Origin of the sequence: uncultured Shewanella sp. (genome assembly GCF_947501225.1) — a bacterium.
Taxonomy (GTDB): domain Bacteria; phylum Pseudomonadota; class Gammaproteobacteria; order Enterobacterales; family Shewanellaceae; genus Shewanella.
Genome location: NZ_CANMUW010000001.1, coordinates 390,363 through 411,681, shown reverse-complemented (window position 1 = coordinate 411,681; position 21,319 = coordinate 390,363). Strand labels below are relative to the sequence as shown.

Sequence of the window (21,319 nt, the reverse complement as noted above, 5' to 3'; positions counted from 1 at the left end):
GGGTACCTAGCCCTGTACATGAAATGAAACCAGGCAGATATTGCCTGGTTTTTTTAATGCCGCTGAAGTTCCGTATCAAAATCAAAAGACTGTGCATTGGCCATTATTTTCCAGGTCACACAACCCAGCGGCTCATCTCCGTCTATCACCACTAAATATTCCAACAGTTCATTTTCCAGCTGATGTTTAGCATCTTTCAGTATCGTATTAGAGGCCACTAAAGGCACCTTATGTCGCATCACCTGATGTACTTTCTTGTTTTGAATATTGCGATCTACTGTCCGCTCTGAAGCGGTATCGAGTAGAGGACTGTGCCACACATCCAGGATCATCTGATCGACAAGCCCGATAACTTTTCCCTTAGATTCGTCACGCACCACGCCGACTTTAGCTTCACTTTCACAAAGCAGTTCTCTGGCTTCTGCCAGAGTATTATACGGCTCGATGCAAACAACAGGTTCTAAAGGCAGATGAGACAAACATTGGATATTTTCAATCTGATGAGAAGCGAGCATATCTATACAGATATCAACAATTTTGGAGTCGTAAAGGCTTCCTTTACCTGAGAGTAAGATCTCTTTGAGCTTTTTCATGCCTAAAGAGGGCCTGTAGGGGCGGTGGCTCAAAACGGAATCGGCAACATCGGCGATACCTATGATCTTGGCTTCTAAAATAATGTCACTCTCGGTTAACCCTTTGGGGTAACCTGAGCCATCCAGGCGCTCATGATGCTGCAAAATCATCTCCATGATAGGCCATGGGAACTCAACCTCACTGATGATGTCAGCCCCCTGCTCTGAGTGCATTTTAACCAGAGCAAACTCTTCATCAGTGAGTTTCGAAGGCTTAGATAGAATTTGTGTAGGTATACCTAACTTACCGATATCATGAATAAGCGCACCTAACTTTAACCCCTCTAACCTGTCATGACTCAACCCAAGCCGCTCCCCTATCAGATAAGCCAGCTGAGCCACTGTTTTTTGATGCCCGGCTGTATAGGCATCTTTCAACTCAACCGCATCTGAGACCGCACCGATGAGTTGCTCTAAAGCATGTGATAACTTCTCTCTCTGGGTTCTTATCACCTGGGATTGTTTAGATAACACTTTCATCGAGCGAGGCAGCTCTACGCTATGCCACAGGATAGATGCAAAGACTGCCAGTGATTTAGCATCGACGGGTGTATATGGAAATTCGCGATTGCCAACCCCAATCACACCTACGATCCGGTTGCGGTAAATAATGGGAACGCTCATATGCCGGGTTAGTTCAAAAAGCGTTGCGGGAAATCCCTGAATCAACTGCTCGCTACCACAATCATTGTGAATGGCTGCCGTTCGCGTTCTTATGCAATCGGCCCATAAGCCTGCATCATCCAACCTCAAATGTTTTTCTTCAGGGATCCGGCACTGAGCGACTGCCGAATCTGACCAGGTGGTGAGGGTTATTTCGCTGCGCTTTTCATCGTATAGATGCAGATATCCAATCTGGCTATCGGTTAATGATATCGCTTGATTCACCGCCGTTTGGAACACAGACTCAGGTTTAGAAACTATCACCTTTTCTATTTGAGTCAGCCATTCATCACTAGATTGAATAGCATGATGATAGTCAGGGTGTAATTCCATTAACCACTTTTCATCCAAACTTAATTCGATAATTTGCAGACACCATAAATCCGATGAATTAGGTAACGGCGTAAACATCCCCTGTACACCATTGCCTTTATCATCGACCCAATTCAAAACCATAGTTCCATGAGGAGGAAGTGTGATAGTTGAGATATCTATCGAAGAGAAACACTTATTAATTGGATGATTAAGAATTAAAGATATTGGCTTATTAACCTGTAAAAAAAATGCTTCACTTAGACGTTTTAGGCGCAGCTGCTTGTCTATAATTGCCCAGGCAACAGATATATTTTCAGGGATTTCAGAGGCTTTTAAAAAAAAGTCCTTTTTTGTCTGCTTGTTCATATCAACTCCCTTTGCAAAAACAAACTTAACCTCATAATAGTAGGCGCAAATAAATCAACTACACGCAAGCGGCATCACCTAAAGAGACACCTTAAACTTAGTCAACAATGGGAGTAATATCCAGAGCAAAAAATGTTAAAAATACACACTTTGTTACCCACAGAAACAGCCTGATCCCACCTGCACATCTCGATACACTTAGCTACAAATCACTTACAGCATTTCATCCGGAAAGGGTCTTAACTCATAACACACCCGAAAAAAAGGACACCAGGAGTTACCATGAAAAAATTCATCGCCATCGCAGCCATAATTCTGACTCCACTAGCTTTTAGTGCTTCTGCAGCCATGTCCCCTCAGATTGAAAAAACTTTGGTGGAAGTCTGTAAGGCCGGAGCCAGTAACAGCCTGTTTAAGTTCAACGATACAATGAAAGGCTATCGCATTAATAAGCAAAGAATATTTCCTCGCTTAGTATGTAATGGTCAAACTTATCATCAATTTGCACTGAGCCGGGGTGCAGATAGAACGGCCAGCAAGATTGCGCCATACATGCAAGGTAAAGTCACAATTAAAGATCTAGCTATGACTTACAGTTCAGACGAAATAATGGCAGTAAACTTTTAAGCCTCTAAAAATATCCGACAAATAATAGAAGTTGCCTCAATCGAGGTCACTTCTATTTTGTGTAAAACAATTAATTTTCCAATCAGACACAGATGTAAATTTAAATATTACATGTTTTGTTACTTTACCAGAACAACTGAGTTAACACCTACACTCAGATATATTTAGCAAAAAACATGGTAAAACTTATTCTTTCTCAGATATTCAACAAGGACATTGTTATTCGGTAGTGACATCTGATGAGGAAAACATATAAAGGTACTAACTGCACCTTTATATGTTGATATCGTCATTCAATACAAATTACCATTTAAAACACCACGGTCTTATTCCCATACACTATCACCTCTTCATGCAACACCAGCTGTAACGCCTTACTGAGCACACTCTTCTCCACATCTCGGCCACATCTGGCTAAATCTTCTGCGCTATAACTGTGATCGACCGGAATGACATCCTGCTTAATAATGGGACCTTCATCCAAGCAGTTGTTAACGAAGTGAGCCGTTGCACCGATAATTTTTACTCCCCTCTCCCATGCTTGCCGGTAAGGAGCCGCACCGATAAATGCGGGCAGGAACGAGTGATGAATATTGATAATTCTATTAGGGTATTGTTCTACAAACTCCGGGGTCAAAATGCGCATGAATTTTGCCAATATCAGATAATCGGGCTGATACGTTTCTATCACTGAACTCATCATACGCTCATGCTCGAGACGCGATACTCCATCGTGAGAGATATAGTGAAAAGGGATATTAAACTTATCCGTTAATGGCTTCAGAATATCGTAATTGCTGACAATTGCTGCAATTTCCACGTCCAAACCACCATAGTAGGCTTTCATCAAAATATCACCGAGGCAGTGCGCCTCTTTAGTCACCAAAATAACGACCCGTTTTTTGGCGGTACTGACCAGTTTAACATGACTCGACTCGGGCAAAACTGCATCAATATCAGACAAGATCAACGCATCATCAAACTCACCTTCGAGTTCGGTGCGCATAAAAAAGCGCCCCTGGGCATTATCTACAAACTCACTGTTCTTGATGATATTTAAGCCATGCTTAAAACAGACCCCGGTGATCTTAGTGATCAGCCCCTGCGCATCGGCGCAGTCGGTGATCAATACTTTACGTTCCATCTGAACTCCCCAAACCAAAGTTAAAAAATGAATCTTTACCAATATAATTAAGATCGAGTATCGATATACCTCTGTAGCAGCCTGCGTATACTCTCAGCCTTAGTGCCATAAACAACCTGAACCCCATTGCCGACAACGACAACCCCCTTGGCACCAAGTTGCTTCAGCTTTAATTTATCAACCAACAGCGGCTGCTTCACACTTATCCTTAGCCGGGTCAGGCAGGCACTTAGTTCGACAATATTGTCGGCACCACCTAACGCCCTGACAATTGTTAACAGACCCAGTTGAGAGCGCGACTCTTTCTCCATACGACCCGGCGTTTTAAGATTGAAGAGCAATATGGCTCCCCTGAATACCAGGTAATAGATCACAGAGGTGAGTGGTCCCAATATCAGGAACCACTCACTGTTCCTGGCATTAGCAAACAGCAGGGTAAAATCAACCAGTCCGTGGGAAAATACAATACTGTGACGGATCTCCAGAGAGATACAGACCGCATAAGCAAGCCCCGTCATCACAGCATGCAATAAAAACAGCAGCGGAGCTATAAACATAAATGCAAATTCGATCGGCTCTGTGACACCGGTAAGCCAACTTGCTGATGCCGCTGATATCATGATGCCAGCGACCCTGTTTCTCTGCCCTCTGTCGGCGCAACGCCAGATAGCCAAAGCGGCGGCAGGCAGGCCCCACATTTTAATCAGATAACCGCCGGCTAAATTTCCGGCCAGCGGGTCTCCGGCCAGATATCGAGCCACCTCCCCCCGGACTACCTCAGCATCTTTCACATATTGCCCCATCTCTAAGTAGAAGGGGGCGTTCCAGATATGATGCAAGCCCAGGGGAATGAGTAACCTTTCAACGGCGCCATACATCGCAAAAGCTTCGGCGGGCTTTTGATAAACCACCCAATTTGAAAAACGCTCAATCCAAAGAGATAGTGACGGCCAGATGTGAATGAGCAGGTACGCAAGCATGATACTGAACGGGATCATCAGCAAAGGAGCACTCCTGCGCCCCTCAAAGAAAGAGAAAACCGCAGGCAGCCTTAGCTTTTGACTCTGATTGACCGCAAAACAGGTAACGGCGCCAATAAGCATTCCACCGGCAATGCCGGTATCTATGGTCTCAACCCCCAAAAGCGTACGGGTTGGAAGTTGATAAACTTCAGCCAGAGCAGCCATACTCGACAGATAAACACCAAAGCCAAATACAGCAGTAAACGCCGCTATTCCCTGATCTTTGCAGAAACCTATGGCTACGGCTACGGCAAAAAGCATCGGCATCATGGTAAAGATGAGATTTCCCACCGTCAGCATGAGTACCGAAAGCAGGTCCGGCATGAAGGGAATGGGGTTACTCGCCAAGCCGATCATGACCCCGGCCGCAGGTAAAATAGCAATAGGGATCAACAGCGCCTGACTGAGTCTCTGCGCAAATTTAAACCAATGTTGACTAATATATTTTAGACAAGGGTTTCCATGTCGATTAGTTCTTTCCAGCTTTTCAGCCATGCCTTTGCTTCTACCTCAGGTTCCATTGTTTCACAGGCGTCTATTTTCAGCAGCTCACCAATACGCTGAGCACCTAGATCGGTAAGCAGTTCATCAAACTGTAACCCTGCACGACAAAATGTTTCATAACTGGAGTCACCGAGTGCGATAACGCCATATCTCAGCTCCGGCAGATAAGGCGCGCTGTTTTTGAGGCTTTCAAACCAGGGAAGTATGTCATCCGGCACATCACCTTGACCGGTTGTCGAGCAGACAATCAGCAGGATTTCATCTTGTGGAGGAATAAAGTCATCTAACTCATCATGCTGAAACAGAGAGACATCCCGCTCCTCACCTTGAAACTCATTACATAGCGTTTCAGCGACAAATTGAGCGTTTCCATACACAGTTCCAAAAATCAGATTCACTTTTCTCATGTTTCAGATCGCCCTGTGTTCAATTTAGACTTATAATCCCAACATACTTTATTGACAGCTTCCTGCCAACTGATTCAATCGAAGTTTCAAGGACTCTATAGATGCGCCGCTCTAACCGACAAAAGCACCTGAAACACCTTCACCGCTCGGCTCACATCAGACGTATGTGTTATTTCAGAACGGCTCAGGGCTGCAATAGCTTAAATGTTCCATCCAGTCCAATAACCTCGACTGACACCAGCTACCTGCATCACGACACTTCTCCTAAGACACTAAGCGCCACGAAGAAATGAATATCTCCTCTAAAAAGAGTAACCTACTGATTATAGCTTAGTCCATGGACTCTGGAGGGATGGGGAACTTAACCCAGCTCACCGGGCTGCCAGGCTATGCTCCCTCACTAAAGGTATCAGGCGATTAAACAAGAGCCTTGGGGAGAGAGTTCCTCCTCTCCCCAGCCGAAAGAGTCAAACAGAGTAAACCACTGCTCCTCCAACTCAGTTTCTATTGTGATCCGCTCCCCGGTTCTGGGGTGGTCAAAGGAGAGGTGCTTAGCGATCAACCAGAGGCGATTTATAGAGAAATGCTCCCTGAAAAATTTATTCTGCTTGCCGTCACCATGGGTGGTATCGCCGACGATAGGGTGCCGTAGGTGAGCCATATGACGTCGTAACTGATGTTTACGCCCAGTATGAGGAGTTAATTTAACAAGGGCATACCGGCTGGTAGCATACCTACCCGATGGATAGGGGATCTCGGTATTCAGCAGCGGTTCATAACTGGTAACGGCATCTTGTGCCGCCTTGTCAGGATCGACATCCTTATCGCCTAAATCATCGAGCTCAACTTTCAGGGCATAATCCAGAGTATCGGCTTCATGCATATTCCCCCTGACTATAGCCAAGTAGTGCTTATCGACCGTTTTAGCCGCAAACTGCTCACACAAAATATTAGCCATCTCACTGCTTTTGGCAAACAGCAAGACACCGGAAGTAGGCCTATCGAGGCGATGCACCGGAAAGACATGACAGCCCACTTTATCCCGCGTTAACTGCATCGCAAAAAATCGTTCCCTACGTGCCAGATAGGATCGATGCACCAACAGACCGGCCGGCTTATGGATGGCGACGAGATCATCATCTTCAAATAAAATCTCAATCTCAGGCGCTAACTCTTCTTCAGCATCGAGATGACTCTCCTCGTACTCACTCTTATCAATAGCTTTCTTAACCGTCTCTTCCGGCATGTTATCTTTGTTCACTGAGCAATCTATCCAATTCTTCAAATATAAAAATAATAGTGTGTAACTCCGGCTTGCCGCCCCATACGTGATGGGCCATAGGTGCAATCGCAATCTTCTCCGGTAGAGGCAGAGCTCTGTCTATCAACTCATGCATCTTTGGAAGAAAAATAAACTGAACCCAGTTTTCAAATGGCATAGTTTCACAACTAAAAGGAGAACTATCGTTCATGGCTGCTGCTGAAGGCTTCTGTGACGACCATAAGCCTTGTACTCTAAGCTCACTCTCTAACTGTTCGAGTAACGCCATCGTCTTTACATAGAGCATTTTACTTACCTTAACATCCACAAAAATAATGACACAAACATAACTTGCACGCTTTATAACCCCTCTTCCCTACTGAGCTTAGTAATAATACCACCTCCATAAAGTTCATGCCTATCGACATCTGATCAGGGCCAGTCAAAAGCAAACATTTTTGCAGCTTCTTATGACACTCGCATCTTAAAGTAGCTTGGGTATAATAGCCTGCATTAAATAACAGATCTCGGATGTTACGACAGCCACATGACAGAAATAACGACCCTCACCCAGTTCCTCACAACAGCTAATACTCAATTTCAAGTTTATGATATGGGACGAAGAGTTCAGCATATCGACATGATGGCTTTTAACGAGATAGAGAATCTGAACTCCCCTTACCCGTCACCACTGCAGGGACACGCTCAGTTTGCGATTGTATTTTGGGATGCCAGCCAGCAACACTATATCTGGTTTCTGAAGTTGCCCCTGGATGAGCGAGGCTTGCTGTCACCGGCACCACGAACACAATTTATAAAGATGGTTGTTGAAGCTTTGGGTCGTGATCCGGCTCAGGCATTGTCTGAAGAGCAGCAACAGAAATTGGCTAACCATCCATTTGCTTTTAAGCCTTCGGCTGAAAAATTAGCCGTCTTTAACGCCTTGGTACGTAAGCAACTAAATGAAAAGGCGTCACCTCAGTATGAATTTGCTTACCAATATATCTCCGGTCAGGTAAAGGCACAAAACTGGCAAGATATCGGTTTGCAAGGCATCGCCGATATCTGTGTTCGAGCCAATGAATTAGATCACCTTAAGCACCTCAAAGCCTGCTTCGATTATGCTTCGATAGAGGTCCAGATAGCTATCTGTCAATGTCTGGAACATCTGACCTTAGATAGAGCATTGGCCGAAATAATTTTAGCTAAGTTAATCGCCGCAGATAAAACAACAAAGCTCTATTACCTCAGGGCACTGGCATCACATGCTGAACTGGGGCAGAAAGCCATATTACATCTGGCCGAAACTCAGTTACTCGATGCCGATGCCTTGATCACCATCGCCGCAAGAAACTGGACGGTACTTAAACACGATACAACCCGCACAATTTACCTCGAAGCTCTCGCAACACAACAGCAGCACTTTTTTAATCAAATCTTTGCTGATATTGTGATGATCCCGTTGTTACGAACTCAAATGCTTACCGAGCTTCGCAACCCTAACAGGAGTCCGCAGCTGTCAGCTGCCATTGGTGGATTATTTAAGGTTACAAAAGCATGATGTCAGACTTTTTACTCATTGTTTTACTTGTAGTTATTGCCGCCTTCTTCTGGCAACTTCGACAGATGGCTGAACTTAGCAGAATATTCGCGGGACGTGAGTGTCAGAAACAGAAGGTACAGTTGCTTGCAATTGCAATGGAATCGGCCAGGCCCAGCATAGGTGGCAGCAGCGGCCTGACATGGAAGGCAAAATATATTCTTGAGTTTAGTACTGATGGCTTAAATCAATTTCGTGCTCACATCTGGATGCACGGGAAAAAAATTCAGAAAGTACAATGGCCAATCTTTCCTGAGCCTGAGTGGTCTGAGGCCCCAGAAGCGCGTGGTTCGGTGGGAGGGAGCTGTGGCTCACGTGGAAGCTGTAATTCCGGTAAATGTAAATAATTTGACAATGGGATATAGACGTAAGCCGCTGAGCAGCGAGTTAACCCATTAACTGATATTAAAAAGAAAAAGCGCGGCCCCTTTCGAAGTCGCGCCTTTTATCTCTTTGCTAAGCTATCCCGCTATTTATAGTGCTCCCTGCACCTTCCATGCGTTCAATTTGCTCCCTGCACTATCCATGTTACATCCATTTATTTCCCTGTAGCTACCCATATGAGTAGTTACTCTTCCTTGATCTCAGTAATCCATTCACTGAGCTGGCTCATTCCATAAGCGTGTCCAACGTCTTCCCTGTCTCTCCCTGCAAAATCCATTTATTCCTTGTAGCGGCTCATAATGAGCAGTTACTCGTCCATGCTCTCAGTAATCCATTTACCGAGCTAGCTCACTCCATAAGCGTGTCCGACATCTTCCCTGTAGCATCCCTTCTATACACTCCCTGTAATCTGCCTTCCAGACAGTAAACCTTCCATCCTGGATTGTTTAGCTTTCCTTAGTAGCGGTATGGCACGCCATCCTGGTGTGCCTCATCCTTGATAGGTCCCTTCAGTGCTGTTCCGTCAGTCACTTTGATGATCATCCTGATCACTGCATCCATTCGTTTGTGTATTTCCTTTTACGAGTTAAATTTTAGAGCAAATTGAGATAAAAACGGGTCAAATACTAAACTTTAACATTAATGAAAACTAATTCTTACTTTAGTAATTCATTTAAAATATTGTTTCATATAGACAAATTAATATAGGTGAGGTTTTGCCACAACAAAACAATTCCTATCTCTCACACTCATGTGAGAGATCTCTCACAAGAAGCCTGGCAGATTGGATATAAGTAAAAAATATGCCTCTTTCTTTGAGTTGCCATAAAAGCATAAACAAGCATGCAGAGCATGTTTCCTGAACAGAATTACCCAAGGGACGCTTTGCTCCCGTTTGGAAAAAAACGTACAGTTTGCAGCCAAAAAAAGTTACCTATCATATTGTTTATAAGAGTAATAACTTGAGAATTAAGAGACAGACTCGCACGCAACAGATGCAATATGAGCCCTACCTGTTAATGTTTGCATATCAAGCCATCGATGAAAGAGGCAGAATCATCAAAGCGGCTCTGTGGAATTCGCTCACAGCAACAATATATTCCGCTAGCGGAACGCTTCACCCATGATTATCACAAGTGTTAACGGGTTGTAAATGATAGCATGTAAAATAACCTACTGAAATAATTTGATTATATTCACATTTATCACAAATTAAGCCCAGTTAACCTGAATACTTGTGAGAGATCTCTTACACCGGGCGCTGAAGATACAGAGATCACCGATCCAGCAATTTTGTGAAGTATAAAGAAATCGGTATGAATTTAAGGTTAACCAGCTGAATAAACAGGTAAATAATTAATTACAAGAAGGAGAGGCATAAGGTTATCAAAGAGGTCGGTTATACTTACTACCACTCCAAATCCGAGCAAGTTTTTCACCAAACATCAACCAATCGGCCATAAGACTAAATAGAGGATACTCGAAAGTCGCAGGTCTGTTCTTCTCAAACATCAGATGACCCAGCCAGGCAAAACCATAGCCGACTACAGGTATCGACATAAGTAACTCTAAGCTACCGCTGATAATGGCTGACATCAAGAGTATTACCACCAAAAGGCTGCCGATATAGTGTAGTCCCCGACACTTTGGGTTCTGGTGCTGTGATAAATAATAGGGGTAAAAATCTTTAAAGCTATTGTATCTCTTGCTTTGCTTGCCACGTTCGTTCATCTCATTACTCATTTTCGTGACCGCGATAAAAGAGTAACTCTCCCTCTACTTTCCCTATGGTGATCGCCTCTGTTACGGCAAAACCATGCTGACTAAAGAGGTGGGCATGACTCTGCTCACTGACAAATACACCTATACCATCTAGCTCAGGTTGCTCGTCACACCAGCTCAAAACAGCTTCAACCAACTGACTGCCCAGCCCCTTATTCTGTTCAGATGGTGATATCGCGATAAATTGTAAAATACCACAACAGGGGCTCGGCAGATGTTCTAACAAGTAGGTCTCTTTATTCATTAAGGCTTGAGTCGATTGCCATCCCGTGCTGATCAACATCTTTAACCGCCAGTGCCAGTACCTGGACTCACCCAGAGGGACTTGCTGGGTAACGATGCAGGCAACACCAACCATACGCTCCTCATCGAATAATCCAATTAATGCCTGCTCCTGCTGCCATAATTCATTTAACTCTTCACGGATAGCACCTCTTAGCTTCTGCTCATAGATCGACATATCCCCCCCATACAAGGCGTCGATAAAGAATGAATCATCATGGTAGGCGTTATAGAGAATGGAAGCGGCGACCCGTAGATCTTCGGCGGTAAGGTAAACCGCCCGATACCGTTCTAATTGTTGTTCATCGGTAATTGTCATGAAAATCAACCTTTGATCTGGATCAATTATTTAACAATGTAGCAAGCTGCCCTATCCGTGTAAATATTAATCAGGTATCGTTTTAAAAATAGTCACATTATTGAGTTTGTTCCATACTGATATAAGTCTTTTCTCATTACGAACAACTGATTTTTCGGAGCCAGAGATGGATACTACACCACAAGATCTAAGTCACCTGTTTGAACAGCTAGGTTTGGAAAATAGCGAAGAGAGCATCGCTGAGTTTATCAGCAAATACAAAATCCCTGATGATGTGCTTCTCACTCAGGCAGAGTTTTGGAATGATTCTCAAAGGTGTTTTTTAAAGGAGTCTCTCGAAGAGGACGCCCAATGGTCTGAGCTCATAGACCACCTGGACACCCAATTAAGAAAGTAACCGGAACCTGTGTCCCTTTCTGGCTCAAACTTCACTCAACCTCGAAGGGGGGCTTGCAAGAGATGGAGCGATGCTACCCGATGGGTTAAGCGAAAAACTCTAAACACCACAGTAACCACATTGAGATCAGCCGATGGGCGGCGTATGCGTGCCGCCACGTTTTAGCGAAAGTAACTGGGTTATCTTATGTATCTACGCCGGGATAGGCATACAGGGTATGGTGATCCAGGAGATGTTACCCAAAACACCACACCAGTTAAGCTCAGACTGACCTGCATATAGGGCCGACTGGCATTAAATATTACTGTATGCCTTTTCGCCCCAACCTACGAGTTCATCATTGCTGATAACCACTGGAGTACATTCATCTTTTGTGGTCTTGCCATCGCCTTTAACATGCTGGGTACGATAAAAGAGCACATGCACCTCTTTATCCTTTTCTATATAGGCTTCGTTGAAATCGGCCTGTCCCATCAATACCTGCACTTGCTCCCGGCTCATACCCAGACTCAACCTGGTCAGGTTAGCTCGATTTTGGATTTGAGTCTTCTCCCAGCTAACCTTACTATCCCAGCCGGATTCACCCTCACCAACATTGATCACACAACCCGTTAAGCCTAAGCTGGTAATCCCAATAAATGCTAAACCAATTAAATTTGTTTTCACTATGACTTCCTGTTTCTTTATTATGATGACAGGATGTAAAGCAAATCGCAGGCCAAAACACGTATCACACTGTTTTAATTTGCTTTTTATTTATTTTACAACTTTTATGTTAGTCATATCGACTAACCAATGAGAAAATTAACTAATTATGAGCCCTTTAGAACAGGTATTAGCCGCAGCAAAATCGATCTCCGGTTCCGGAAAGGTTCCCAGCCTTGCACTGATCAAGGCTAAACTGGGTAACAGTGTTCCGATGCCGATCCTCATTCAAGGCTTACAGCAGTTTAAATCCATGCCACAAGATTTAATCGATCAACTTCCTGAGATATCTGTGACACAGAAAAAAGCCAAGCCGAAGGAGGAACAATCTGAAATCGCTGAACTAAAACAGGAGATCGAGCAACTGAAGGCGGCTTATAAGGAGATGAGTGAACGGCTCAACTCATTAGAGAAAAACAACCAAGATAGGGCGAAAAAGTAATGCATGTTGTTGAACTAAGATTTGAGTGTTTTGACAACACGACGATTACCGCTGCCGAAAAAGCGATCAATGGATTACTGGAAGCCTACAGGGCTAACGGTCAGGTATTAGGACGTGAGTTTGCCGTCGCATTCAATGAGGGTGAATTCAGAGTCAGACTCTTGATGCCGGAGAAGAGCAGTTTAGCCAAGCGATATAACAGCCCTTGGGTCGAGCGAGCACTGACCGAGTTAACAGAGGCGAAACTTCTTGCCCCGAGAGAAAAATATATCGGCCAGGATATCAATTCCGAGGTGAGCAGCACAGAAACACCCAGTTGGCAGCTGCTCTATACCAGCTACGTGCATATGTGCTCCCCGGTTCGTAACGGCGACACACTGCAACCTATCCCTTTATATCAACTTCCGGCGACATTCAACGGCGATCATAAACGAATAATTCGCTGGCAAACGGAGTGGCAAGCCTGTGATGAGCTACAGATGGCTGCGGCCACTAAAGCTGAATTTGCGGCACTTGAAGAGCTAACCTCGCCAAAGAGCGACCTCTTCCGTCGTGGCTGGGATCTCAGGGGGAGAATTGAATACCTGACAAAGATCCCGACCTACTACTACCTCTATCGCGTTGGCGGCGATAACCTGGCAACAGAGAAGACACGACCCTGCCCTCGTTGTGGAAACAAGGAGTGGTTACTCGATGAACCACTTCTGGATATGTTTCATTTCCGCTGTGACGAGTGCAGGATTGTCTCAAACATCTCCTGGGATCATCTTTAAAGGAGAGCTAGATTCTAGGAGCTAGGTCCTAGAACCTGGACTCTAATGACCTCTTAAATTTCGCCACATCAACTTGATACGATGCCAGATCCCAGGATGATCCAGTTCTGGCATCGACTCCTCTATATGAAGTTCAGGCGGAGCGACTCTGGGTGTTAAAGAGGCGATAAACTCATTCAAACTATCCCCTAACTTTTCACAAGGCTGCTCACCCGGAATCTCAATCCATACGCTGCCATCACTATTATCTACGGTTAGCATTCTGTCGCCATCTCCCAACACTCCGATAAACCAGGTTGGCGGCTGTTGCAACTTGCGTTTCATCATCAGGTGACCAATGATGTTCTGCTGCAGATATTCAAAGTCGGTATCATTCCAGACCTGCAACAGCTCCCCATCCCCCCACTTAGAGTCGAACAACAGAGGTGCTGAAAAGTAAGCACCATAAAAGTCATCAATTTCTGAACGTAATGTGATCTCCAATGCGCTATCAACATTACTAAAAGTTCCGGTTTCATCTCTTTTAACCGGTCGCCAGGTGACAGTCTCATCGGTAGATGAGTCTGTATCAAACTCCCCTTCTATACAGACAGAGTTCTCACCCTGTGGGTAATAACGGGGAGATTCACCTAACCTGTCGATATAAGCTTGGTGATATTTTTTAAGAAAATTATCTAATGCAGGTAAAGAAGACACTTAGCAGATGTCCAAAAATTAAGTATAATGTAGGGCTATTTTGACATGGAAAACCTATTGATGACACAAGTTCATGATCCCTATACTGGTGCAGAAGCTCTATCTGAACTAACGCTTGGAAAAGCGACAGGCTATCAGGCTGAGTACGATGCATCTCTGTTACAAGGGGTTCCCCGTAAACTTAACCGTGATGCTATTGGCCTGATTGAAACACTCCCCTTTCATGGAACCGATATCTGGACAGGCTACGAATTGTCATGGCTCAATGCCAAAGGCAAGCCTATGGTTGCCATAGCCGAATTTCATTTAAGCTATGACAGTCAGAACTTGATCGAATCTAAATCTTTTAAGCTCTACCTGAACACCTTTAACCAAACTAAATTTGACAGCGTCGAGCAGGTCCAAACCACTCTGGCTAATGATCTGAGTCGATGCGCCAACGGGGAAGTTTCGGTCAAAATTTTTGAACCAAAACAGTTTTCCAGCCAACGTGTCGTAGAGCTCCCCGGCAGCTGCATCGATGATCTCGATATTGAAATCAGTGACTACAGCTTCAACCCTGACTACCTGCTGGACAGCACAGATGACAAGGTAATGGTTGCTGAAACGCTCACCTCAAACCTGCTTAAATCTAACTGTCTGATCACTTCACAGCCCGATTGGGGGAGCGTGATGATCAGATATCAGGGACCCAAGATCGATCGCGAGAAACTGCTGCGTTATCTCATCTCGTTCCGTCAGCATAACGAATTTCATGAACAGTGTATCGAACGAATTTTTGTCGACCTGAAACGCTTCTGTAACTGTGCAAAATTAACGGTATACGCACGTTATACCCGACGTGGCGGACTGGATATCAACCCATATCGCAGTGACTTTGAAAACCCACCGGAAAACCACAGACTGGCCAGACAATAACGCCTCGCTCGCAATCTGCTAAGCCCGATAGAGATATCGGGCTTTTTTATGGCATCAACTCATCAACAGCTCCTACACAGATGAGTTCAGCTCAGCATTTTCTATGGCAGTTACAATCGTCTCTCTCAACCACATGTGAGCCGGGTTCTGTGTCAGCTTGCTCTTCCACACCATATAAATTTCGACAGGGGATGCCTCGATGGGCGCCTCTAACACCTGATACCCTAAGACCTGAGCATACTCCTGAGCATAGCTTTTAGTCGACAAGCCTATCGCCTGACTCTTTGCTATGGTTGCCAACAAACCTAATAAAGACGACTGCTCGCTGTGCATCTGTCGCCTGGGAAGCGCCTGAGCAGTAAATAGATCGGCAATCGTTAGGTTAGCCCTGCGCAACCTCATAAATACATGTTTCTCTTTGAAATATTGCTCCCGGGTGATCTGGCCTCTTATCCTTGGATGATCATTGGCAGCGACACACACCAGCGTGTCTTCCATCACCTTCTGTCTGGAGAGTGAGGATTGGTGTGGAAGGTTCACATCGATAACTAAATCGACCTGCTCCATCTGCAAGGCGGTTTCCAGTTCAATATCCTGACTGGGAGGTTCACAAAAGATGATGTCGATATCGATAGCTTTCAGCATCTTCTCCAGCGGTACTTGCAGCGTACTGATAATCACATCGTTAGCGTATACCCGAAACTGACGCTTGGTCTTAACTGGATCAAACGACTCCATGCCGAGAATAACCTTCTCAATCGATAACAGGGGACCATCTAACTGCTCATACAGATTTTTTGCCGTCGCCGTCGGCTCTATACCCCGCCCAACCCGGAGGAAAAGTTCTTCACCAACAACTGCTTTTAAACGGGCTATCGCATTACTCACCGAAGACTGTGTCAGATCCAGCTCTTGTGCCGCAAGGGTAAAAGACCCTCTTCGGCACACCACAAGAAAGACCCGTAATAAGTTAAGATCAAACTGTCTGTTCTGGGGCATAACTCGCTCACCTATTGATCCGATAAATATTAACCGCAAACTCTGTAAACTCTGAAGGGGGCATAAGCAGCAACGCCGAGCCACTCTCTGAGAATACACCTCTAGCCGAATCCATCAATTCACTCAAAGTAACATTCACAATATAAATGTTACATCACTAGTTTGCATTAATTATAAATGATTTCATTCTCAGTATAGTGAGTTCAACTAATCAGCCATCAGCAACTCAATGGTTACCTGATGTGATTTGACAGATTTTTTAAATTTCAATTTAATCAACATTTAAAGGTAAATATTATGAACAGATCAGTTATTTGCATATCGATCATGGCCTGCCTCTCATTCAACGCAATCGGGGCGCAACATGAGCATGATCACATCAGCGTAAGCTATCAAGGTAAAGATGCAACCCCGCACACAGTCAGCGCCAACAAGGCGATGGCGAAAACGCTCAACTTCGATGATAGAGCCGCGTTCGAACAATCATCAAAAAACCTGATAGCCGAACTCGACGAGAAGACGGCAGCCATCATGCGTTCTGAATTTGAATACCTGACTGATAAGGCACCGGATTCGATCAACCCATCTCTGCACCGTCAGGCACAACTCAACATGGTTGCTAATGGACTATATAAGGTTCGTGACGGCATCTATCAGGTACGCGGTACGGACCTGTCAAATCTAACCCTGATCCGCAGTGATAATGGCTGGATAGCCTACGATGTGTTGCTGACAAAAGAGGCGGCGAAGTTGTCACTCGAATTTGCCATGAAAAACCTTCCCGAAGGTGGTGAGCTACCCGTTGTAGCCATGATCTACTCACACAGCCATGCCGATCACTTCGGTGGAGCCCGGGGTGTGCAGGAGCTCTATCCCGATGTAAAAGTGTATGGTTCAGACAACATAACCAAAGAGATCGTCGATGAGAACGTGCTTGCAGGTAATGCCATGAGCCGTCGGGCCGCCTATCAATACGGCGCCACCTTAGGTAAACATGACCATGGTATCGTCGATGCGGCGCTGGGTAAGGGAATTTCAAAGGGTGAAATAACCTACGTTAGACCCGACTACACCCTCAATGGCAAGGGAAAATGGGAGACATTGACCATAGATGGTCTGGAGATGATCTTCATGGACGCCTCCGGCACAGAAGCGGCATCAGAGATGATCACCTATATCCCTTCGATGAAGGCACTATGGACTGCAGAGCTTACCTATCAGGGTATGCATAACATCTACACCCTACGCGGGGCTAAAGTGCGTGACTCTCAAAAATGGTCAAAAGATATCAACGAGATGATTAATGCTTTCGGCAGTGAGGTCGAGACATTGTTTGCCTCTCACTCAGCACCGATATGGGGAAATGAAGAGATCAATGACTTTCTAAGGTTACAGCGGGATAACTACGGCTTCGTTCATAATCAGACTCTAAGATTGGCCAACCAGGGAGTAACGATTCAAGATATCGGTGATGCGATCCAGGAGGTTATTCCTGAGTCTATTTTCAAAGCCTGGCATACCAATGGGTACCATGGTACCTACAGCCACAACGCTAAAGCAGTTTATAACATGTACCTGGGTTATTTCGACATGAATCCGGCCAACCTGAACCCGCTCCCGACTCAGCCGGAAGCGGTGAAATTTGTCGAGTATATGGGCGGTGCCAAAAATGTGATATCTAAAGCTCAAGCCGATTTTGCTCAAGGGGAGTACCGTTTTGTCGCCACCGCACTCAATAAAGTGGTGATGGCAGATCCCGGTAACCAGGTTGCACGTCATCTGCTTGCCGACACCTATGAGCAGTTGGGCTATCAAGCCGAGGGAGCGGGTTGGAGAAACATCTATCTCACCGGAGCTCAAGAGTTAAGGTTCGGCATTAAACCCGGCGCACCAAAATCAGCCTCCGCCGATGTCATCAGCGAGATGGATCTGCCGACTCTATTTGACTTTTTAGCCGTAAAAGTTGATAGCCTGAAAGCGGCTGAACTTGGTCTGATAACCATGAATATCGTCACACCTGACAATAACAAAATTCTCTACGTCGAGATGAGCAACGGCAACCTAAGCAATATCGAAGTGGATCAGGTTAAGAAAGCGGATGCGACTCTCACAGTCAACCAAGCCGATATCACCCGCATCCTGTTAGGAGAGGCGAAGATAGAGGTTCTGTTAAAGCAAGGTAAGGCAAACATAACCGGTGACAGCAAGGCCTTTGACAAAATTGCTTCCACCTTAGTCGAGTTTGACAGCAACTTCGAAATTGTCCCACTGAAAGCTCATTAACACCAACTGCTATAACACAAATAGACTAAAGCCCCTGACAGATAACCAGTGCCAGGGGCTTTGTCGCAGCCTATGTACAGATATTGATAAGCCATTGCAAACAGGCGCAATATCCGTTTGATAAAAACTCAATACAGAAACAATATCGTTAGCGCCCCAAAGAGATCCTTGTTACAGTTACAGCTCCAGGTGCAACAAAAAACAAACATCCCTCAATACAAACCGCTCCCCCCCAAAAAAACTACTACTTTGGAGGTACTCCTTTGTAAGTATAAGCTATTGATCTTAATCACAATTAATCACCGCGAACATAAAAAAAACTCCAGACTTGTTTCAGATCAAGAAAACCATGGTACAACAAGGCGTATAACACTCCTGAGATGATGACGAAACAATAATGAAACAAAAGGACTGTAAAATGAAAGTTCGTGCACTTACCCTAGCAATCTTAGCTGGTTTAGCCTCTTCCGCTGTCGCCGCAGAGACGGTTGACCCACTAAAGAAAGCATTTATCGATGATTCTGCAGTTAAAGTTCAATTCCGTTTACGTTTCGAGCAAGCCGATGTCGATACCGTAGATAAACAAGACCAAACAACAATCCGTACTCGTTTAAATTACAAGACGGGCGATATGTATAACTTCTTCGCACTGGCAGAAGTTGACGATGTTCGCTCTACCGATAACGAGCCTCTCATTGCCGATTATGAGTACACGCAAATTAACCAGGCATTCATTGGTTATAAGGCGCCAGCAGATACACTACTGAAATATGGTCGTCAGCGCATCCTGCTGGACAACCAACGTTTCGTTGGTGGTGTCGGCTTCCGTCAAAACGAGCAGACCTATGATGCGTTCTCGGTAAAAAATACTGCGATTGAAAATCTAACGGCTTACTACTCATATGTGAACAATGTAAACCGTATCTTCCCTGAAGGTAGCGGTAAAGAGTCGCACACAAACGAAACCAACCTGCTCAACCTGAACTACAAAGCGGGTGATATTGCCAACATCACAGGTTACGCATACCTGATAGATAACACAGATGTTGCCGCATTCTCTACCGATACCTATGGTATTCGTGCAGCCGGTAAGCTAAAGCTGGACGCCATTAAGCTTAGCTATGAAGCTGAATATGCACAGCAGTCTGAAGGTGGCGATAACCCAACTAAATATACTGCAGACTACTACAAGCTAGGTGCCGGGATTGGTTTCGGTGCATTCGGCGCTAAAGTCGGTTACGAAGTACTGGGTTCTGATGACGGCGTAGCCGGATTCATCACTCCTTTGGCAACTCTACATGCCTTCAACGGGTGGACCGATAAGTTCCTGTTCGGCGGCAAGGGTAACTGGGAAAATGGTATCGTAGATACACATGTAGTTTTAACCGCTAAGCTTGCGGGTCTTAAATTACTGGCAAAATACCACACCTTCGAGTCTGACTATGGTGACATCGACATGGGTAAGGAGTGGGGCGTTGCAGCAACATATCCATTTGCCAAACACTACAGCGTTGGTGTTAAGTATGCCAGCTTCAGCGGTGCCGATGCAGGTTATGGCTTCTCAAACGATACCGACAAGCTATGGCTAACGCTACAAGCTAAGTACTAGAGCATAACACTAAGTCAATGTACTGAGTGCAAGTTGATTGTACTCAGTACAAAGCTGTAAACGATTTTACAGCAACAGGCAAAAGTGCATTAGAGGGTCAACTCTGTCCTTTTCATAGTTCAGGGGTGTTTAATCAGGGCAATATATTAAACAAAGACTCTCTTCTCGCTCCCTCTTGAGCAGGTCTGAAGCGAATGTTCGCTTAACTCCCTGCTCTTTTTTATGCTTGATTTACCCAAGCTTTGACTCACTGATAGCGTGCCAGCAAACAAGCCAACTTCATTCTATCTGCATCCAGAGCATAACGAGCCCGGGAGCCGACAGTAACCGCGAAACGATACTCGCTATCTAACCTGCCTAAAAACACCGACCACTCATCATCGGCGATTTTTAAGTGAGTTCTCTCCTCTTCATTCTGCCTGGCAGAAGAACCTTCATCATGTATATACAGATCAAGATGACTCAATAAACTCAATGATTCGATAAGGCTGCCATTCTCATGCAGGGCTAAGGTCCCCTCCCTGACTTGAGTAAAGCCGAAACTAAACGTCTTAAGGGAGAGAGCCAGGCCTAAACCTTTGGCCTTGATATATGACTCTTTGAGCGCCCATAGATCGAAGAAGCGATCACGCTGCCCCTCCTCATCCAGGGCTAATAACGAATCGGACTCATCCTGAGTAAAGTAGTGATTTAAAATCGGATAGATATCAGTGCTGGCCCGAGATCGTTCAATATCGACGCCCAGCTCTACGTGGCCCGGCGCAGTCATTGAATCTTTGATCACCGCGATAAGCAACCAGTCTCCACTATGACTGATGTTGAACTCCAACCCAGACTTATCCCTTTGCTCAGGAACAAGGCTGGGTTTCCCCTTATCACCATACTGGAACCGCCAATCACCTGGGGCTAAAGCCCTGTCACAACTGATCCCCTCAAAGCCTGAGCAGAGCGACAGGATGGCACGAAGGTAGCCTCTCACCATTAGCCCTCTGTCCCGTGCAGAGGCTTGAGTATACCGGGAAACCTTTGACGACTCCTCAGTGCTCAGCCAGGAGTGTATCAACTGAATCTGCGCAGGGCTCAACGAGTTAAGAACCAGGGGGCAAAAAAATAGCTTAACTGTCGGCCTGGTATGCAAAGTTGATGATGTAGGTGCCAAACGAACTCCAGGGGGTTGCAAAAAGTGGAC

22 protein-coding genes are annotated in these 21,319 nt (G+C 45.2%); 10 read left to right on the top strand and 12 right to left on the bottom strand.

Annotated elements, in window-relative coordinates; all coding sequences use genetic code 11:
• Nucleotides 1-53: 53 nt before the first annotated feature.
• The gene (locus Q1B47_RS01690) at nucleotides 54-1,976 is read right to left on the bottom strand and encodes an HD domain-containing phosphohydrolase (RefSeq protein WP_299787640.1); all 1,923 of its coding nucleotides are present in this window, start codon (nucleotides 1,974-1,976) and stop codon (nucleotides 54-56) included.
• 282 nt (nucleotides 1,977-2,258) lie between these two features.
• Here Q1B47_RS01690 and Q1B47_RS01685 point away from each other — a divergent pair, with 282 nt between their 5' ends.
• A complete protein-coding gene (locus Q1B47_RS01685) occupies nucleotides 2,259-2,603 on the top strand; it encodes a DUF3718 domain-containing protein (RefSeq protein ID WP_299787636.1) in 345 nt (114 codons plus the stop codon).
• Between the two features lie 310 nt (nucleotides 2,604-2,913).
• On the opposite strand, the gene purU is transcribed toward Q1B47_RS01685, so the two are convergent.
• The 5 genes from purU to Q1B47_RS01660 all read right to left on the bottom strand — a co-directional run bounded on the left by purU (nucleotide 2,914) and on the right by Q1B47_RS01660 (nucleotide 7,248).
• Nucleotides 2,914-3,747 (bottom strand): formyltetrahydrofolate deformylase, encoded by an 834-nt coding sequence (purU, locus tag Q1B47_RS01680; protein WP_299787633.1) that lies wholly within the window; start codon nucleotides 3,745-3,747, stop codon nucleotides 2,914-2,916.
• Nucleotides 3,748-3,794: 47 nt separating this feature from the next.
• Nucleotides 3,795-5,264: a PTS transporter subunit EIIC gene (locus Q1B47_RS01675; protein WP_299787630.1), complete on the bottom strand. Its 1,470-nt coding sequence runs from the start codon at nucleotides 5,262-5,264 to the stop codon at nucleotides 3,795-3,797.
• The gene (locus Q1B47_RS01670; RefSeq protein ID WP_299787627.1) at nucleotides 5,216-5,680 is read right to left on the bottom strand and encodes a flavodoxin; all 465 of its coding nucleotides are present in this window, start codon (nucleotides 5,678-5,680) and stop codon (nucleotides 5,216-5,218) included. Before Q1B47_RS01670 ends, Q1B47_RS01675 begins: the two co-directional genes overlap by 49 nt.
• Nucleotides 5,681-6,089: 409 nt before the next feature.
• Nucleotides 6,090-6,941, bottom strand: coding sequence for a tRNA pseudouridine(65) synthase TruC (gene truC / locus Q1B47_RS01665; RefSeq protein ID WP_299787624.1), 852 nt, complete (start codon nucleotides 6,939-6,941; stop codon nucleotides 6,090-6,092).
• Complete coding sequence (locus Q1B47_RS01660) at nucleotides 6,928-7,248, bottom strand: YqcC family protein (protein WP_299787621.1); 321 nt, start codon at nucleotides 7,246-7,248, stop codon at nucleotides 6,928-6,930. The genes truC and Q1B47_RS01660 overlap by 14 nt, the downstream gene beginning before the upstream one ends.
• A gap of 240 nt (nucleotides 7,249-7,488) precedes the next feature.
• On the opposite strand from Q1B47_RS01660, the gene Q1B47_RS01655 reads away from it, so the two are divergent.
• Together Q1B47_RS01655 and Q1B47_RS01650 are read left to right on the top strand one after the other, a co-directional pair.
• Entirely contained in the window at nucleotides 7,489-8,502 is a 1,014-nt protein-coding gene (locus Q1B47_RS01655) for a DUF3549 family protein (protein ID WP_299787618.1), read from the top strand.
• Nucleotides 8,499-8,888 carry a DUF3301 domain-containing protein gene (locus tag Q1B47_RS01650; protein WP_299787615.1) on the top strand — a complete coding sequence of 130 codons (390 nt, stop codon included), beginning with the start codon at nucleotides 8,499-8,501 and terminating at the stop codon, nucleotides 8,886-8,888. The genes Q1B47_RS01655 and Q1B47_RS01650 overlap by 4 nt, the downstream gene beginning before the upstream one ends.
• A 1,423-nt stretch (nucleotides 8,889-10,311) precedes the next feature.
• Here Q1B47_RS01650 and Q1B47_RS01645 read toward each other — a convergent pair.
• Together Q1B47_RS01645 and Q1B47_RS01640 are read right to left on the bottom strand one after the other, a co-directional pair.
• Nucleotides 10,312-10,668 (bottom strand): DUF962 domain-containing protein, encoded by a 357-nt coding sequence (locus Q1B47_RS01645; protein WP_299787612.1) that lies wholly within the window; start codon nucleotides 10,666-10,668, stop codon nucleotides 10,312-10,314.
• Nucleotides 10,661-11,308, bottom strand: a complete 648-nt coding sequence (locus Q1B47_RS01640) for a GNAT family N-acetyltransferase (protein ID WP_299787609.1) — start codon at nucleotides 11,306-11,308, stop codon at nucleotides 10,661-10,663. The genes Q1B47_RS01645 and Q1B47_RS01640 overlap by 8 nt, the downstream gene beginning before the upstream one ends.
• A gap of 166 nt (nucleotides 11,309-11,474) precedes the next feature.
• Between Q1B47_RS01640 and Q1B47_RS01635 the strand changes: the two genes are divergently transcribed.
• Nucleotides 11,475-11,705, top strand: a complete 231-nt coding sequence (locus Q1B47_RS01635) for a DUF2789 domain-containing protein (RefSeq protein WP_299787606.1) — start codon at nucleotides 11,475-11,477, stop codon at nucleotides 11,703-11,705.
• A gap of 148 nt (nucleotides 11,706-11,853) precedes the next feature.
• Nucleotides 11,854-11,976, top strand: coding sequence for a hypothetical protein (locus Q1B47_RS01630; protein ID WP_299787603.1), 123 nt, complete (start codon nucleotides 11,854-11,856; stop codon nucleotides 11,974-11,976).
• A 23-nt stretch (nucleotides 11,977-11,999) separates the two neighbouring features.
• Here the strand turns inward: Q1B47_RS01630 and Q1B47_RS01625 are convergent, their stop codons facing one another.
• Nucleotides 12,000-12,371, bottom strand: a complete 372-nt coding sequence (locus tag Q1B47_RS01625) for a DUF3192 domain-containing protein (protein ID WP_299787600.1) — start codon at nucleotides 12,369-12,371, stop codon at nucleotides 12,000-12,002.
• Nucleotides 12,372-12,519: 148 nt separating this feature from the next.
• Between Q1B47_RS01625 and Q1B47_RS01620 the strand changes: the two genes are divergently transcribed.
• Together Q1B47_RS01620 and Q1B47_RS01615 are read left to right on the top strand one after the other, a co-directional pair.
• On the top strand, nucleotides 12,520-12,852 hold the full coding sequence (locus Q1B47_RS01620) for a hypothetical protein (protein WP_299787597.1): 333 nt from the start codon (nucleotides 12,520-12,522) through the stop codon (nucleotides 12,850-12,852).
• Nucleotides 12,852-13,625, top strand: coding sequence for a Zn-ribbon-containing protein (locus Q1B47_RS01615; protein ID WP_299787594.1), 774 nt, complete (start codon nucleotides 12,852-12,854; stop codon nucleotides 13,623-13,625). Before Q1B47_RS01620 ends, Q1B47_RS01615 begins: the two co-directional genes overlap by 1 nt.
• Before the next feature lie 42 nt (nucleotides 13,626-13,667).
• Here the strand turns inward: Q1B47_RS01615 and syd are convergent, their stop codons facing one another.
• Nucleotides 13,668-14,321: a SecY-interacting protein gene (gene syd, locus Q1B47_RS01610; RefSeq protein WP_299787591.1), complete on the bottom strand. Its 654-nt coding sequence runs from the start codon at nucleotides 14,319-14,321 to the stop codon at nucleotides 13,668-13,670.
• 60 nt (nucleotides 14,322-14,381) lie between these two features.
• On the opposite strand from syd, the gene queF reads away from it, so the two are divergent.
• Entirely contained in the window at nucleotides 14,382-15,239 is an 858-nt protein-coding gene (gene queF, locus Q1B47_RS01605) for an NADPH-dependent 7-cyano-7-deazaguanine reductase QueF (RefSeq protein ID WP_299787588.1), read from the top strand.
• Nucleotides 15,240-15,311: 72 nt separating this feature from the next.
• On the opposite strand, the gene Q1B47_RS01600 is transcribed toward queF, so the two are convergent.
• Nucleotides 15,312-16,238, bottom strand: a complete 927-nt coding sequence (locus Q1B47_RS01600; protein WP_299787586.1) for a LysR family transcriptional regulator — start codon at nucleotides 16,236-16,238, stop codon at nucleotides 15,312-15,314.
• Between the two features lie 297 nt (nucleotides 16,239-16,535).
• On the opposite strand from Q1B47_RS01600, the gene Q1B47_RS01595 reads away from it, so the two are divergent.
• Together Q1B47_RS01595 and Q1B47_RS01590 are read left to right on the top strand one after the other, a co-directional pair.
• Nucleotides 16,536-18,521, top strand: a complete 1,986-nt coding sequence (locus tag Q1B47_RS01595; protein ID WP_299787583.1) for an alkyl sulfatase dimerization domain-containing protein — start codon at nucleotides 16,536-16,538, stop codon at nucleotides 18,519-18,521.
• A gap of 418 nt (nucleotides 18,522-18,939) precedes the next feature.
• Complete coding sequence (locus Q1B47_RS01590) at nucleotides 18,940-20,130, top strand: alginate export family protein (RefSeq protein WP_299787580.1); 1,191 nt, start codon at nucleotides 18,940-18,942, stop codon at nucleotides 20,128-20,130.
• Between the two features lie 247 nt (nucleotides 20,131-20,377).
• On the opposite strand, the gene Q1B47_RS01585 is transcribed toward Q1B47_RS01590, so the two are convergent.
• Nucleotides 20,378-21,112 carry a 4'-phosphopantetheinyl transferase superfamily protein gene (locus Q1B47_RS01585; protein ID WP_299787577.1) on the bottom strand — a complete coding sequence of 245 codons (735 nt, stop codon included), beginning with the start codon at nucleotides 21,110-21,112 and terminating at the stop codon, nucleotides 20,378-20,380.
• Nucleotides 21,113-21,319: the final 207 nt, after the last annotated feature.